Annotated in this window: 13 protein-coding genes and 1 pseudogene; 10 read left to right on the top strand and 4 right to left on the bottom strand. The window is 72.8% G+C overall.

What is annotated here, in order from left to right; all coding sequences use genetic code 11:
* Window positions 1-67 precede the first annotated feature (67 nt).
* Genes ACTYVM_RS06835 through ACTYVM_RS06820 form a run of 4 tightly spaced genes read left to right on the top strand, consistent with a single transcriptional unit; the run spans window position 68 to window position 6,810 of the window.
* A complete protein-coding gene (locus tag ACTYVM_RS06835) occupies window positions 68-889 on the top strand; it encodes a glycosyltransferase family 2 protein (protein WP_445525028.1) in 822 nt (273 codons plus the stop codon).
* Window positions 886-1,956: a glycosyltransferase family 2 protein gene (locus ACTYVM_RS06830; protein WP_445525027.1), complete on the top strand. Its 1,071-nt coding sequence runs from the start codon at window positions 886-888 to the stop codon at window positions 1,954-1,956. The genes ACTYVM_RS06835 and ACTYVM_RS06830 overlap by 4 nt, the downstream gene beginning before the upstream one ends.
* Window positions 1,953-2,768, top strand: a complete 816-nt coding sequence (locus ACTYVM_RS06825) for a polysaccharide deacetylase family protein (protein ID WP_445525026.1) — start codon at window positions 1,953-1,955, stop codon at window positions 2,766-2,768. Before ACTYVM_RS06830 ends, ACTYVM_RS06825 begins: the two co-directional genes overlap by 4 nt.
* A complete protein-coding gene (locus ACTYVM_RS06820) occupies window positions 2,761-6,810 on the top strand; it encodes a lipopolysaccharide biosynthesis protein (protein WP_445525025.1) in 4,050 nt (1,349 codons plus the stop codon). Before ACTYVM_RS06825 ends, ACTYVM_RS06820 begins: the two co-directional genes overlap by 8 nt.
* Window positions 6,811-6,840: 30 nt before the next feature.
* Here ACTYVM_RS06820 and ACTYVM_RS06815 read toward each other — a convergent pair whose 3' ends face one another.
* On the bottom strand, window positions 6,841-8,259 hold the full coding sequence (locus tag ACTYVM_RS06815) for a GH39 family glycosyl hydrolase (protein ID WP_445525024.1): 1,419 nt from the start codon (window positions 8,257-8,259) through the stop codon (window positions 6,841-6,843).
* Between the two features lie 143 nt (window positions 8,260-8,402).
* Here ACTYVM_RS06815 and ACTYVM_RS06810 point away from each other — a divergent pair, with 143 nt between their 5' ends.
* Together ACTYVM_RS06810 and ACTYVM_RS06805 are read left to right on the top strand one after the other, a co-directional pair.
* The gene (locus ACTYVM_RS06810; protein WP_445525023.1) at window positions 8,403-9,497 is read left to right on the top strand and encodes a DUF5925 domain-containing protein; all 1,095 of its coding nucleotides are present in this window, start codon (window positions 8,403-8,405) and stop codon (window positions 9,495-9,497) included.
* 37 nt (window positions 9,498-9,534) lie between these two features.
* Entirely contained in the window at window positions 9,535-10,326 is a 792-nt protein-coding gene (locus ACTYVM_RS06805; protein WP_445525022.1) for a DUF72 domain-containing protein, read from the top strand.
* Between the two features lie 28 nt (window positions 10,327-10,354).
* Here ACTYVM_RS06805 and ACTYVM_RS06800 read toward each other — a convergent pair whose 3' ends face one another.
* A complete protein-coding gene (locus ACTYVM_RS06800) occupies window positions 10,355-10,726 on the bottom strand; it encodes a GntR family transcriptional regulator (RefSeq protein ID WP_445525021.1) in 372 nt (123 codons plus the stop codon).
* 85 nt (window positions 10,727-10,811) lie between these two features.
* Between ACTYVM_RS06800 and ACTYVM_RS06795 the strand changes: the two genes are divergently transcribed.
* A complete protein-coding gene (locus tag ACTYVM_RS06795) occupies window positions 10,812-11,741 on the top strand; it encodes a GNAT family N-acetyltransferase (protein WP_445525020.1) in 930 nt (309 codons plus the stop codon).
* On the top strand, window positions 11,722-12,240 hold the full coding sequence (locus ACTYVM_RS06790) for a ribonuclease FAU-1 family protein (RefSeq protein WP_445525019.1): 519 nt from the start codon (window positions 11,722-11,724) through the stop codon (window positions 12,238-12,240). Before ACTYVM_RS06795 ends, ACTYVM_RS06790 begins: the two co-directional genes overlap by 20 nt.
* Window positions 12,241-12,263: 23 nt before the next feature.
* Here ACTYVM_RS06790 and ACTYVM_RS06785 read toward each other — a convergent pair.
* Window positions 12,264-12,428 (bottom strand): annotated as a pseudogene (locus tag ACTYVM_RS06785) (SAM-dependent methyltransferase); the annotation flags it as partial.
* A gap of 182 nt (window positions 12,429-12,610) precedes the next feature.
* Here ACTYVM_RS06785 and ACTYVM_RS06780 point away from each other — a divergent pair.
* Complete coding sequence (locus ACTYVM_RS06780) at window positions 12,611-12,745, top strand: hypothetical protein (protein WP_445525018.1); 135 nt, start codon at window positions 12,611-12,613, stop codon at window positions 12,743-12,745.
* A 171-nt stretch (window positions 12,746-12,916) separates the two neighbouring features.
* Here the strand turns inward: ACTYVM_RS06780 and ACTYVM_RS06775 are convergent, their stop codons facing one another.
* The gene (locus ACTYVM_RS06775) at window positions 12,917-13,777 is read right to left on the bottom strand and encodes an esterase/lipase family protein (RefSeq protein WP_445525017.1); all 861 of its coding nucleotides are present in this window, start codon (window positions 13,775-13,777) and stop codon (window positions 12,917-12,919) included.
* A 290-nt stretch (window positions 13,778-14,067) separates the two neighbouring features.
* On the opposite strand from ACTYVM_RS06775, the gene ACTYVM_RS06770 reads away from it, so the two are divergent.
* Complete coding sequence (locus tag ACTYVM_RS06770; protein ID WP_445525016.1) at window positions 14,068-14,646, top strand: maltokinase N-terminal cap-like domain-containing protein; 579 nt, start codon at window positions 14,068-14,070, stop codon at window positions 14,644-14,646.
* Window position 14,647 lies beyond the last annotated feature (1 nt).

Genomic DNA, 14,647 nt, shown 5'->3' with positions numbered 1-14,647 from the left:
CGAACCGGACACACAGCCGGGCCGCCCGAGGGGCGGGCGACCCGCCGGACGAGAGGGAACACGACTCATGAGCTCCGTTCTGCGCCCGCCTTCGTCGGGACAGGGTCCGACGCTCACCACGGAATACCGGCCCATCTCCTCGCACCTGGCCATCACACCGCCGGTGAGCGTGGTGATCCCCGCCATGAACGAGGCGGAGAACTTGCCCTACGTCTTCAAGACGCTTCCGGAGTGGATCCACGAAGTGGTTCTCGTGGACGGCAACTCCACCGACGGCACCGTCGAGGTGGCCCGGGAACTGTGGCCCAAGGTGAAGGTCGTCGGGCAGCACGGCAAGGGCAAGGGGGATGCCCTGATCACCGGCTTCGAGGAGTGCACCGGCGACATCATCGTGATGGTCGACGCGGACGGCTCGGCCGACGGCGGCGAGATCGTCTCCTATGTCTCCGCCCTGGTCTCGGGCGCGGACTTCGCCAAGGGCTCCCGCTTCGCCAACGGCGGGGGCACCGACGACATGACCTTCATCCGCAAACTCGGCAACCGGGCCCTGTGCGCCGTGGTCAACCGCAAGTTCGGCGCCCGCTACACCGACCTGTGCTACGGGTACAACGCGTTCTGGCGGCACTGCCTGGACAAGATCGAGCTGGACTGCACCGGCTTCGAGGTCGAGACGCTGATGAACATCAGAGTGGTCAAGACCGGACTGAAGGTGCAGGAGATCCCCAGCCACGAGTACCTGCGCATCCACGGCACCAGCAATCTGCGCGCCGTGCGGGACGGGCTGCGGGTGCTGAAGGTGATCCTCGCGGAGCGCTCCAACCGGCGTGAACTGCGCCGGCGGGTCCGCCGGTCCCCGATGCTCGAAGCGCTGCGGGGAGAGGTGTCTTGAGCGGTCTCGGCATCTCCGTCGTGATCTGCGTCTACACCGAGGACCGCTGGGAGGACATCCTCGCGGCGGTCTCCTCGGTGCGGGCGCAGTCCCGGACCGCCCTGGAGACCCTCCTGGTGGTGGACCACAACCCGGCGCTGCTGGAGAGGCTGGCCGAGGAGTACAAGGAGTACAGGGAGTACCGGGACGGGGGCGGGGTGCGGGTGCTCGCCAACGCGGGCCCGCGCGGCCTGTCCGCCGGCCGCAACACCGGCATCGCCGCCTCCCGCGGCGAGATCGTCGCCTTCCTCGACGACGACGCCGTGGCCGAGCGCGACTGGCTGCGGTACTTCGCCGAGGGGTACGCGGACCCGCGGGTCATGGCCGTGGGCGGCCGGACGGTTCCGGTCTGGGCGTCGGGCCGCCGGCCGGCCTGGTTCCCGGAGGAGTTCGACTGGGTGGTGGGCTGCACCTACCGCGGCCTGCCGCCCGGCCGGGTCCGGGTGCGCAACGTGCTCGGCGGCAACGCCTCCTTCCGTCGCACGGCGTTCGAGGCGGCGGGCGGCTTCGCCACCGGCATCGGCCGCGACGGCGACAAGCGCCCGCTGGGCTGCGAGGAGACGGAGCTGTGCATCCGGCTCACCCGGGCCCGGCCGGACGCGGTCCTCCTGATCGACGACCGGGCCGTCATCCACCACCGGGTGCCCGAGGCACGCGAGCACTTCCGCTACTTCCGCACCCGCGCCTACGCCGAGGGCCTGTCCAAGGCGCTGGTCGCGCGGAGCGTCGGCGCGCAGAAGGGCCTCGAGTCCGAGCGCCGCTACAGCACCCGGGTGCTGCCCGCCGGGGTGGCCCGCGGGCTGCGGGACGCGCTGCTGGCCCGACCGGGCGGCGCGGGCCGGGCCGGAGCGATCGTCGCCGGGGTACTCACGGCCGCGGGCGGCTACGCCGTCGGCAGCGCCAGGGCCCGGCGGACCGGCACGACGTTCTCGGCGACCGCAATCGACCAGACCCCGCCGAGCGGGACGACCGCGCGGACGGCGCCGGATGGAAGGGCCGCGCAGGACAAGGGGGGACCTACCGCATGAACGGCCGTATCGACGTGCCCGTGCCGGTGCTCATGTACCACGCGGTCGCGCCGGAGCCCCACGAGGCCACCCGCGAACTGTCCGTGGCGCCGGAGGCGTTCGCGGAGCAGATGGCCGTGCTCAAGGACCGGGGCTTCCAGCCGGTCACCACGGCCCGGCTGGCCGGGCACTGGCGCGGCACGGGCCTGCCGCCGCTGCCCCCGAACCCCGTCCTGATCACCTTCGACGACGGGTACGAGGGCGTGCACCGCTACGCCCTGCCGACACTGGACCACTACGGCTTCCCCGCCACGCTGTTCGTCTCCACGGGCTGGATCCGCGGCGCCCACGACACCGGCGGGGGCCTGGACACCATGCTCGACTGGGACCAGGTGCGCGAACTCGCGGCCGGCGGGGTCGAGATCGGCGGGCACAGCCACACCCATCCGCAGCTCGACCAGCTCGACGACGCCACCCTGTGGTCGGAGCTGATCCGCTGCAAGGAGATCGTCGCCGGTGAACTGGGCACCATGCCCGCCTCGTTCGCCTACCCCTACGGCTACTCCAGCAGCCGGGTACGGGCCCGGGTGCGGGCGGCGGGCTTCACCCAGGCCCTCGCCGTCGGCAACGCCCTGGCCCGCCGACGGCAGGGCCCGTACGCCCTGCGCCGACTCACCGTGCGCCGCACCACCACCACCGAGGAGTTCGAGCGGATCGTCCAGGGCCGCGCGATCACCCGGAACTTCGCCAGGGACCGTGCCCTCACCAAGGGTTACGCCATGGTCCGCAGAGCCCGACAGGTCCGCCGGAAGGCCATCCGTACCCGTGTCTGACACGACCACCACCACCGAGGCATCGGCCACCGGGCCCGAGGCGCCCGAGCAGCAGGGGCGCCGTCTGCGGCTGCCCGGACGGGGCCGGTCCCCGGGCGGCAACCCGCTGTTCCGCAACGCCTACGCGCTGATGCTCAACACCGGGATCTCCGCGGTGCTGGGCCTCGGCTACTGGCTGGTCGCCGCCCGTTACTACTCCGACGACGCGGTCGGCCAGGGCTCGGCCGCCATCGCCGCCATGAAGCTCCTCGCCGGGCTGACGGCGGTCACGCTCACCGGCGCCCTGGCCCGCTTCATCCCCATCGCCGGCTACGCCACCAGGCGCCTCATCGCCCGTACGTACGCCGGCAGTTCGGTGATCGTGGCGTGCGCGGCCGGGGTGTTCCTGCTGACCCTCGACATGTGGGGGCCGTCGTACCGCTTCCTGCACGGGCTCAGCCACGGCCTCGGCTTCGTCGTCGCCGTCATGGCGTGGAACCTGCTCACCCTCCAGGACGGGGTGCTGACCGGGCTGCGCAACGCGCCCTGGGTGCCCGTGGGCAACACCGTGTTCTCGGCGGTGAAGCTGGCCCTGCTGGTGGGACTCGCCGCCGCGATCCCGACGACCGGCGTCTTCGTCTCCTGGGTCGCGGCGATCGCCTTCTCCATCGTGCCGCTGGGCTGGCTGGTGTTCCGGCGTCTGGTGCCCCGGCACGTACGGGCGACCGAGGACCACGCCAAGCCGCCGACGGCCAAGGAGCTCGGGCGGTTCCTGGCCGGCGACTACACCGGCTCGCTGTTCTCCCTCGCGGTCGTCTACCTGGTGCCGGTGATCATCGCCGCGCAGGTCAGTTCCGCCGACAACGCGTACTTCTACATCACGACCACGATCGGCGGCACGGTCAACCTGCTCGCCATCAACATGGGTGCCTCGCTGACCGTCGAGGGGTCGCACGACCCGGCCCGGCTGGCCGCCAACACCCGCGCGGCGCTGAAGCGGATGGCCCGCATCATGCTGCCCATCTGCGGACTGCTGTTCCTGCTGGCTCCGTACATCCTGCACGTCTTCGGCGAGGGCTACGCGCACGCGGCCACCCCGCTGCTGCGCTGGTTCGCCGTCGGCGCGCTGCTGCGGGTCGTGATGGAGACGTACTTCGCCGTGCTGCGTGCCCAGAGCCGTACCGCCGGACTGGCCTGGTTGCAGGGTCTGTTGTGCGCGCTGGTCCTTGGCCTGACGGTGCTGCTGCTCCCCCGGATGGGACTGACCGGTGCCGGCGTCGCGGAGATCTCCAGCCTGGCCGTGATCGTCGCGATCGCCGCGCCGAGGCTGTACCGGACCGTCAGGGCCGCGCCCGCCGCAGGCGTCCTGGACGAGGCGGCGCCCGACGGGGACCTCGCCGACCTGGGGGCGCGCGAGGTCCCCGCCGACACCTCGCCGCCCCGGCGGCCCACCTGGGCGCTGGACTCCGACACCCTCGCCCTGGGCCTCCACGTCGACTTCGACCACGTGGAGCGCCGGCCTGACGTACGCCCCGGACCGGGCACCCCGACCGGCGGCACCGCCGCGGCGGACCCCGACCTGCCGCCGGCCGGGCCGCACGGCCCGCAGGCGCTGGGACTGCCGGTGGAGGAGAGGAAGCCGGACCCGCCCTCCTCGCCGGAACCGGCCGAACGGGAGGTGGACGCCCCGTTCGGGACGGAGGAGCGGGCCGTGCTACCGGACGGCTCGTACTCCCCCGCCGAGCGTGCCGCCGCACCGAACGGCCCCTGCTCCCCCGGCGAACGGGCCGCCGCACCGGACGAGCCGTACACCACCGACGAGCGTGCCGCCGCACCGGACGGGTCATGCACCACCGATCCGGCCGTCGCACCGGACGGCCCGTACTCCACCGGCGAGCGTGCCGTCGTACCGGAGGCTGGCTTGGCGGCCGGGGGCCGGGGCGTCGTGTCGGAGGTGGGGGTGGGGACCTCGCCGCGGGAGGTCGCGGCTCAGGAGGACGCCGTCGCCCCGAGCGGGCCCGGCCCGTCCTGGCGGCGGCGGCTCGTGCCCACCCGGGCCGGCGTCCTGCTCGGCTGTCTGCTGACCGCGGCCCTGCTGCTGTACTGGGAGCCCGCGCTGCGTCTGGACGACTCCGACCTGGACCGGATGGGCGGCCTCGGCCTCGTCTCGGTGCTGCCGCTGCCGACCCTGGCCGGCGCCGCGCTGCTGATCGGGGTGTTCGCCGCGCTGCTGTGGCTGCGCCGCGAACACCGGGCGCTGCTGCTGGTCACCCTGGTCGCCACCGTCGTCTCCCTGCACGCGCTGCCCGCGGTGATCGAGAGCGAGCCGCGCTTCGCCACCGCCTGGCAGCACCTCGGCTTCCTCGACTTCATCGACCGCACCGGAGCGGCCGTACCGGACCTGGACGCGCGGTGGAGCTGGCCCGGGTTCTTCGCGGTGGCCGCCTTCGTCGCCCGCGCCTGCGGTCTGAGCGACCTCACCGAGGTCATCCGCTGGTGGCCGCTGACCGTCCAACTGCTTTACCTGCCGCCCATGTTCCTGCTGACCCGCTCACTGCGGGCGAGCTGGCGGGCCAGGTGGACCGGCGTGTGGATCTTCGTGCTCGGCGGCTGGGTGGGCCAGGACTACTTCTCCCCGCAGGGCTTCACCTATCTGCTGTACCTGGCCTTCGTGGCGATCCTCCTCGTCTGGTTCCGGGCGCCGCGGATGCTGTGGACCAAGGCCCGGCCCGGCGAGGCGGAGGTGGAGCCGACCGACCGCCGGCAGCGGGCGGTGCTGCTCCTGGTGCTGATCGGCCTGTTCGCCGCCAGTGTCCCGGCGCACCAGCTCACCCCGTTCGTGATGCTGGGCGTGCTGGCCGTTCTTGTCCTGGTCCGCAGGTCCGAACTGCGCGGTCTGCCGGTGCTGTTCGCGGTGCTGGCGGCGTTCTGGCTGGGGTTCATGGCCGAGCCGTACTGGTCCGGGCACTTCGACGAGCTGTTCGGCGGGGTCGGCGGGGTCGGCAGCAATGTCTCGACGTCCGTCTCCGGCCGGATCCAGGGCGGCGACTCGACCCACAAGCTGGTGCTGTACACGCGCGTGCTGCTGGCCGGTTCCGTGATGGCCTTCGCCTGCTGGGGCTGGTGGCGGCGGCGCGAGCACAAGTACCGCGAGCGGTCCCTGCCGGTGCTCGCCTTCGTGCCGTTCCTCGGCTTCGGCATGCAGTCCTACGGCGGCGAGATGGCGCTGCGGGTCTTCATGTTCGCCCTGCCCGGGGCCGCCCTGCTCGCCGCGCTCGCGCTCTTCCCGCGCACCGGCGCCACCGCGGAGGAACGGGACAAGGACCGGGTGAGCCTGGCGCCGCTGGCCGCGCTGATGGCGGGCCTGCTGCTCATGGGCGGCTTCCTCGTCGCCCGGTGGGGCAACGAGACCTTCGAGCGGATCCGGCCCGGCGAGGTCGCGGCCATGGACTACGTGTACGCCCACGACAGGCCGACGGTACGGCTGCTGTGGCTGAGCAACGACCCGGCCACCAACGTCACTCCGGCCATGCCGTGGGGCGCGCGGGACATGGAGCGCGTCGACTACGTGCCCACCCTGGCGCCGACCGACCCGGTGCTGGTCTCCGGACTGGTCAAGTCGCTCAAGGACGCGGGCCCGAACGCGTACCTGATGGTCAACCGCAGTCAGGTGACGTATCTGCGGATGGACGTGGGCTACTCGGCCTCCTGGGAGTCGCGGCTGGTGCGCCACCTCGACGACCGGCGGGAGCTGAGGAAGGTCCTCGGCAACGACGACGTGAGCCTGTACGGGCTGCGCGAGCAGCCCTCCGGTCCCGTGCCCGAGCCGAACCCGGGGCCGATCGGGCCGCGGGTGACGTGGACGCCGTGGTCGGTGGTCGGCGCGCTGGCGGCGCTGGCGCTGACCGTGATGCTGACGGCCCGGGAGCTCACCCGGGTCGTGATGCGGCCCAGTGTGCGCCGGCTGCGGTGGCTCCAGGGCAGCTTCTGGTTCTCGCTGCCGCTGCTTGCGGTGCTGTTCGCCTCGCTGGTGCAGCGGTTCCTGACCCTGGGAGGCGGCTGAGCGGACGGCGGGCGGAGCGGCTGCGGCGGGCTACCGCCGCAGCCACTTCACCTCGTACGCCTTCATGTCGAAGCGCCTGCCGTCGACCTGCGCGCTGATCGTGCGGTTCAGGGTGTTGACCACCAGGACCGTCCGGTCGTCGGCCAGGACGCGCACGTTGGGCACGTCGTCCGGGGCGACGGAGACCGTCCGGTACCCGGTGCCCGGCGGGAACGCCCGGTGGAAGCGGGAGACCAGGTCGTGCATGGGCAGCGCCCGGCCGCCCCCGGAGGAGTCGGTCGGGGTCCACAGGCAGCCGGGGCAGTCGCCCGTGCGGTTCTCGGGGTTCCAGTAGAAGCCGGTGGAGGCGCCTCCCCTGGCCATGGCGATCAGGCCGGCGGCCTGGACGGCGACGCGGTGCGGTTCGGACCAGTCCTTGCGGTCGTCGTTGCGGTCGGCGGGCTCGACGTAGTACTCAGCCCACCACAACGGCAGGCCGCCCGTCTGCCGTCGCACCCAGCGGCCGACGTCCGTGAGCTTGTCGGTGGCGCGGAACTCGTCGGGCAGCAGGTCGTCGTCCTTGGTGTAGCTGGAGCCGTCCACGACGACGAAGTCGGCGCCCGCCTTGTGCTCGTTCCAGTAGGCGAAGGCGTCCAGGACCCGCTGGTCCATGGCTCCCCAGGGGCCCCGCAGGACGGTGGAGGCGTCCTGCTTCTGCCGCGGGTCGACGCTGTCCATCACCAGGTACGGCCCGCCCACCATGATCTTGGGGTCGACCCGTTTGAGCGCCTTGTAGACGAGGTTGTAGAGGTCGGTGTAGCCCTCGTAGTCCCAGCGGCCCTCGGCGTTGTTCCAGAAGCCCTTGAACTCGTTCCAGACGATGAAGTGGCGTACGTCCGGGTAGCGCTTGGCGACGGTCGCGGCGAGTGCCGCGTAGTCCTTGTAGTGGCCGCGGGTCGGGGCGGTCTCCAGGGCGTCCTGGCTCCAGTCGGTGTTGTCCACGCCGGCCCGGCCGCCCTTCATCCAGTCGGGCGCACAGCACAGCGTGATCACCGGGGTGCCGCCCGAGGCGCGGACGAAGTCGATCCGCCGGTCCAGTGCCTCGAAGTCGTAACGCCCCTTGACCGGCTCGGGGTTGTCGGCACCCCAGCCCATGATCGCCTGGTTCTGCGGCAGGCCGCCGTCCCGCGCCAGCAGCTCTCCGGCCCGGCCGGTCGCGGCGGCGCTGCCCTCGTCGGCGCTGAACTGGGTGTGGGTGAAGCCCCAGCCGACGTCCGGCCCGTCGTCTTCGGGCGGGGTCGCCGGTGTCCCGTGCACCCTGCCGCCGTCGCGTGTGGTGCCCTCGGTGCTCGCGCCGCCGGGAAGCGTGCTGAGCAGGGCCACGACCAGGGCCACCGCCGTCACTCCCGCGCCGAGCAGCGCGGTGAGCCGCCACCGCCCCGCCTCCGGATTCCCCCCATGACGTCTCATCAAGGACAACAGTACGGGCGGACATCATCCACGGGACAGGGTTCGGGCAGGCTCGGCCCGCCGGGTACTTTGCCGGAGCGCCGGGCGCGGGACGCGCGGGGAAACCGGGTGCGCACGGCGGCCGTGTGACAGATCATGGCGGCATGTCCGCGAACCCGCACGACGCTCTGCCGATCCGGCTCAACGTCGACGACTCCGACTCGCCGTCCGACGTCGTCGACGCGCTGTTCCTCGGCCGCTTCGCGTCGGGCGAGCAGCCGTACTCGCACGCGGTGAACATCGACCGCGTGCGCCCCGGCGCCGCCCTGCTGCCCCAGGACGCCCGGGTGCTGCGCGCGGCCCGCGACGACGACCGCAGCGCGACCCTCGCCGAGGGCGAGGGCTGGACGCTGCTGGTCTCCCGGTGGAACCGGGGCGCCGACGTCACGGTCACCGCGACCAGCGCCGAGCTGGCCGAGAAGGTGCTGGAGGAGGCGACGGACGGCGCCGCGGACGAGCCGGCGCCGCAGCCGGAGAACGTGACGATGGGCTTCTGGTACGTCTCGCCCCGGCGCGGCCCGCACCGCACCACCCGGCAGATCTCGGCGGGCACCTGGGACGAGCTGCGGCCGAACTACACCGCCCCGGTCGCCGACGCCATGGACCGGCTGATGAAGACGACCCCCGAGGACATCGCGGGCCGGCTGCTCCTGCTGCACGGCCCGCCGGGCACCGGCAAGACCTCGGCGCTGCGGACCCTGGCCCGGTCCTGGCGCGACTGGTGCCAGGTGGACTGCGTGCTGGACCCGGAGCGGCTGTTCGGCGACGTCGGCTACCTCATGGACATCGCCATCGGCGAGGAGGACACGGCGGGCAAGGGGCGCTGGCGGCTGCTCCTGCTGGAGGACTGCGACGAGCTGATCCGGGGCGAGGCCAAGCACACCGCGGGCCAGGCGCTGTCCCGGCTGCTGAACCTCACCGACGGCCTGCTCGGCCAGGGGCGCAACGTGCTGGTCGGGGTGACGACCAACGAGGACCTGGAGCGCCTGCACCCGGCCGTGGTCCGCCCGGGCCGGTGCCTGGCCCGCATCGAGGTGGGCCCGCTGACCCGCCGCGAGGCGGTGGACTGGCTGGGCACCGAGGAGGGCGTGGGCCGCGAGGGGGCGACCCTCGCCGAGCTGTACGCGCTGCGGCGGGGCACGTCGCCGACGGCGCTGCCCGAGCCGCGCGAGGGGGCCGACGCGGGCCTGTACCTGTGACGGGTCCCCGGGTGGGCACCGGTGCTTTGATGGGCGTATGACCCTGTTCGTCGGGACGTCGGGCTGGCAGTACAAGGACTGGCGGGGCGTGCTGTACCCGCAGGGGTGCCCCACGCGGCTGTGGCTGGAGGAGTACGCCGCCGCCTTCGCCACCCTGGAGGTCAACAACGCCTTCTACCGGCTGCCCGCGCGGGAGACCTTCGAGGCCTGGCGGGAGCGGGTCCCGGCGGACTTCGTGGTCGCGGTGAAGGCGAGCCGGTACCTCACCCACATCAAGCGGCTGAAGGACCCCGAGGAGCCGGTGCACCGCCTGATGTCGCACGCGGCGGGCCTCGGCGACCGGCTCGGTCCGGTGCTGCTCCAGCTCCCGCCCAACCTGCGCGCGGATCCGGACCTGCTGGACGCGTGCCTGGCGTGCTTCCCGTCCGGCACCCGGGTCGCGGTCGAACCGCGCCACGCGTCGTGGTGGACGCCGCGGGTGCGCGAGGTCCTCCGGGCCCGGGGCGCCGCCCTGTGCTGGGCCGACGCCTACGCCCGCCCGGTCACGCCGCTGTGGCGGACGGCCGGCTGGGGATACGTCCGCTTCCACGTGGGCCGCGCCCGGGCCTGGCCGCACTACGGCCGGCGGTCGCTGGAGACCTGGGTGGACCGGATCGCCACCACCTGGCCGGGCGAGCGGGACGTGTACGCCTACTTCAACAACGACCCGACGGGGGCGGCGGTCCAGGACGCGGTGGTGTTCGCGCGGGCGGCCGGGAGGGCGGGCCTGGCGGTGACCCGCACCCCGGCGCTCATGGGTGACCGGCCGAAGGTCCCGCCGGGCCGGTGACGTCGCACGGCCGCCGCCCCTGAGGGCCCTACCGCTCCCCGTAGGCCGCCCGCAGGGCGTCCCGGACGGCGGCGAGCGCGTCGTCCTCGGTGAGCCCGAGCCGGCGCACCCGCTCGGCGTACGCGTGGGCGGCGGCCGCCGTCTCCCGCGCCGCCGCCGAGTCCGCGGCGGCCACGAACGTGCCGTTGCGCCCGCGCGTCTCGATCACGCCGTCCGCCTCCAGCGCCCGGTAGGCCTTGGCGACGGTGTTCGCCGCGAGCCCGAGCGACTCGGCCAGCCCGCGCACCGTGGGCAGCCGGTACCCCACCGGCAGCACCCCCGACCGCGCCTGCTCGGAGATCTGCGCCCGCACCTGCTCGTAGGGGGGCGCCCCGTCCTCGATGTGGATCTTCAAGGTCACGGGGTGATTGTCCCGCACGCGTACGCGTCCGACCCAGCGGAAAATAGGAGGCGCCCCGGCGGTCCCCGCCGTAGCGTGCCCCACCATGACCGTGATGATCCGGGAGCTGCGCCCCGACGTGCCGGCCGACCTCGAGGGCTTCGCCCGCGTCCGGCACCTCGCGTTGCCGTACATACTCGTCACCCCCGACTCGCTCGTCCACGACCTCACCCGCATGCACCCCGACGCCCACTACCGGCCGCTGGTCGCCGTGGCGGACGGCGAGGTGATCGGCACCGCGCAGGTGCACCTGTCCCACGAGAGCACCGAGCCCGGCCAGGGCAACGTCAACGTGTACGTGCACCCCGGGCACACCCGCCGCGGCGTCGGCACACTGCTCGTGCGGGCCGCCGAGGAGCACATGGCGACGCACGGGGCGGCCCGGCTGCACTCCTGGGTCCTGGACGAGCCGGGCAACCGTGCCTTCGCCCGGTCGCACGGCTACCGCCCCAGCCGCTCCGCCTACTTCCTGCGCCTGGACCTGGCGAACGGCACGCTCCCCCCGCTCCAGGACCCGCCCCCGGGCGTGGAGCTGCGCCGGGCCTCCGACTACGCCGACGACCCGCGTCCCCTGTTCGAGCTGGACGCGGAGACGACCGCGGACGAGCCGGGCGACGTGGACTTCGAGTTCACCGACTACGAGGCCTGGCTGGAGGAGACCTGGCGGCACCCGCTGCTCGATCTGGAGCTGACCTCGGTGGCGGTGGCCGACGGCCGGCCCGCGGCCTTCACCGCGGCCCGCACCGACGGCGGCACCCGCTACAGCACCGGCATGACGGGCACCGCCCGCGCCTTCCGCGGCCGGGGCCTGGCCAAGCTCGCCAAGAACGACTCGCTGCACCGCGCCCGGGCCGCCGGGTACACGGAGGCGTTCACCGGCAACGACACCGGCAACGCCCCGATGATCGCGATCAACGAGTGGTTCGGGTACGAGGTCTGCGCGACGGAGGTGCGCCATGTCCGCGAACTCGGCTGAGACCGGCGGTCGCCCGCAGGCGCCGGCGGAGGTGGAGGTCGTCCTCGTCAAGGGCGGCCGGGTCAAGATCCGCTACCGAGGCGTGCTCGTGTCCGACGACGGCACGCGCGTCACCGTCCGGGCCGGTTGGGCGGGCGAAGGCGTCCGCGACTTCGGCTTCGTTCGCTTCGAGCCGGGCGACGTCTTCACCGAGCACTACTGGCGCGACCGGTGGTACTCGGTGAAGGAGGTCCGCGACGCCGGGGGCGCGCTGAAGGGCTGGTACTGCGACGTCACCCGCCCCGCCACCCGCTCCGGCACTGACCTCGTCGTCGAGGACCTCGACCTGGACCTCTGGCGCTCCGCCGACGGCGCGGACGTACGGCGTCTGGACGAGGACGAGTTCACGGCGAGCGGCCTGGCGGACAGCGACCCCGCGGCCGCGGCCGCCGCCCTGGCCGCCCTCGACGAACTGGAGGGGCTGGCCCGCGCGGGCGGCTTCGAGTCGCTGCTGACCTGATTCCCGCGCCGACGCGCGCCGGCTCAGTTCGAGGCCACCACCGCGTACCGCTCGTCGTCCACCTCCCGGCCCCACAGCCGTGCGTCGGCCGACAGTGACTCCAGGTGGATGTGTGCGGCGAGTGGCCGAAGAAGCATGGTCAGCCGGTCCGGGGGTATGCCGACGGGGGTGAGCGTGCCCCAGACACCCGAAGCACTGCCCGCCCACCGGCGGGTCCACCGCGTCACCGACCAGCCCCAGAGTGACACCCACCACTGACAACCGAATCGTGACAGCCGCCACAGACAGACCCGCACCGATAAGCGACTCTCGCCCGAAAGGTCCTACCTCCGTACGCAGACGGATCCGGTAGGCCTCGAAGGAGGCAGCCATGCGCCGAGCGACAGTGCACAAGCCCCTGAGGAAGACGGACACCCGCCGCGTCCGCGAGGAGGCCGACGAGCGCCCCGCAGGACGGCCCGAGGTCCGCAAGGACATCGCGCGCACGTGGTGGCCGGACACATGACCGGCGGCCGGGCCGTAAGACGTGTCGGACCAGCCGCTTGCGGCACTGGACTCGCAGCCGGACCGCAAAGGGCCCGAAGAGCCCGAAGCCGGCGGCCTGCCGGGCGGCGGTCGCGGCCGGGGGCGGGCGGGGCCCGCCCGGTGGCTCAGGACGGGCAGGCCCCGCGGCACGTCAGCTGAAGACCGACAGGCAGGTGGTGGCGGTGGCGTGCGCGGGATCGAGCGCGTTGGCCACCTCGTGGAAGGCGACGCGGTCGATCGTGCCGATCGCCACGTGCTCGGACAGGTCGACCGCGCACAGGTCCTGCAACAGGACGTTGCGCACGTCGGGGCCGCTCAGGTACTGGCTGCGCCACGGCGTGGCCACCTCGTCGTACTGGGTGGCGATGACCGTGTAGTGCACGCCGGGCACGGTGTCGCCGCCCGCGTTGAGCTTGGTGAGGAAGGCGGACCCGGTTATCTGGTCGGCGAGGCCGGGGGTCGCGGACTTGAGCAGGTCGCTCGCGCCCGGGAAGTAGGGCAGGAGGTTGGTGAGGCCGCTGAGGGTGGTGCCGTGGTTGTCGGGTGCGATGCCGACGAGGGCGTTCACCTTGGCGGCTCCACCGAGGAACCTCAGGTAGTAGCGGGGCATCATCCCGCCCTGTGAGTGGCCGACGAGGTCGGCCTTGGCGGCGCCGGTCGCGGCGAGCACCTGGTCGACGAACGCGGGCAGTTGCTCGGCCGACTGGTCGATGGGGCCGAGGCCGTGGAAGAGCGGGACGCCCGGCAACTGGCCGTAGTCGAGGGAGAAGACGCAGTACCCGCGGTCCTTCAGGTACGGCGCGAGGGACAGCCAGTTGTCGACGGAGTTGCCGAAGGTGCCGTGGACGAGGACGACGGGGCGGGGGTGGGCGGCGGAGGGCTTGCAGCTGTAGTCGTTCCAGCCCCTGCTCGGAGCGCCGGCCGCATGGACGGTGGCGGCGGGGGCGACGGCGAGGGCGGCGGCCAGCAGCAGGGCGGCGAGGGGTCTGAGGGCGCGCTTGAAGGGCAGCATCGAGTGATCTCCTTGCGGCTCAAGGGAGGTGCGACGGCACTACGCCCTGTGATCCGGATCACGGGATGCTGTTCACTCGTCAAGTTACGGACGAGTAGCCCAACTGTGAAGTTACGCGTCAGTAAAAACTTCCGCGGGTGACCGGGGGTCGTGATAACACTCCTGACGGACCGTCACGAATACGTCGCCGAGGGCCCGTTGCCATGGGCTCGGGAGGCACGGCCGTTTCCTATAGGTTCGATCACATCCCGTTGGAGGACGGGCCCGGACCCACGCGCGAGGGAGCTCGCATGGCCTACATCCACCGCACCACCATGACGCCCACCAAGCTGGGGTTGCTTGCCGACTGGCTGCCGAAGCAGAGCTGGTACGTGGGCGGCGCACCGACGCCGGAACTGGTCAAGGCCGGCGGGTTCCGCCTGGACGATCCGGAGGGAGCGGTCGGGATCGAGTTCATGGTCGTGGTGGACGCGACCGCGCAGGAGCCGGTGGCGTATCTGGTGCCGATGGGCTACCGCGGTGCGGCGCTGGAGGGCGTCCCCGGTGAGGCACTGATCGGCACCTCCGAGCACGGGGTGCTCGGTACTCGGTGGATCTACGACGGCGTCCACGACGCGGTGGTGATGGCGCAGTTGCGCGCGCTCCTGCGCGGCGAGGCGATACCGCAGCACCAGAGCAGGAGTGACACCCCCGACCCGACCGTCACCGTGCACGGCACTGACCCTGACGGCGGGCTCGACGTTCGCATCAACCGCGTCCTGCGGCCGGCGGAGGCCGCGCGGGAGTCGTCCGGATGCCTCGTCGCCGGGTGGACCTGGCCGGACGGCACGACCGCACGGAGCGTACTCGCGACCATGGCGTCACGGTAGG

It is taken from the genome of Streptomyces cyslabdanicus (genome assembly GCF_052663305.1).
The sequence above is the reverse complement of the archived record's forward strand: the minus strand, read 5'-3'. Positions and strand labels throughout refer to the sequence as shown.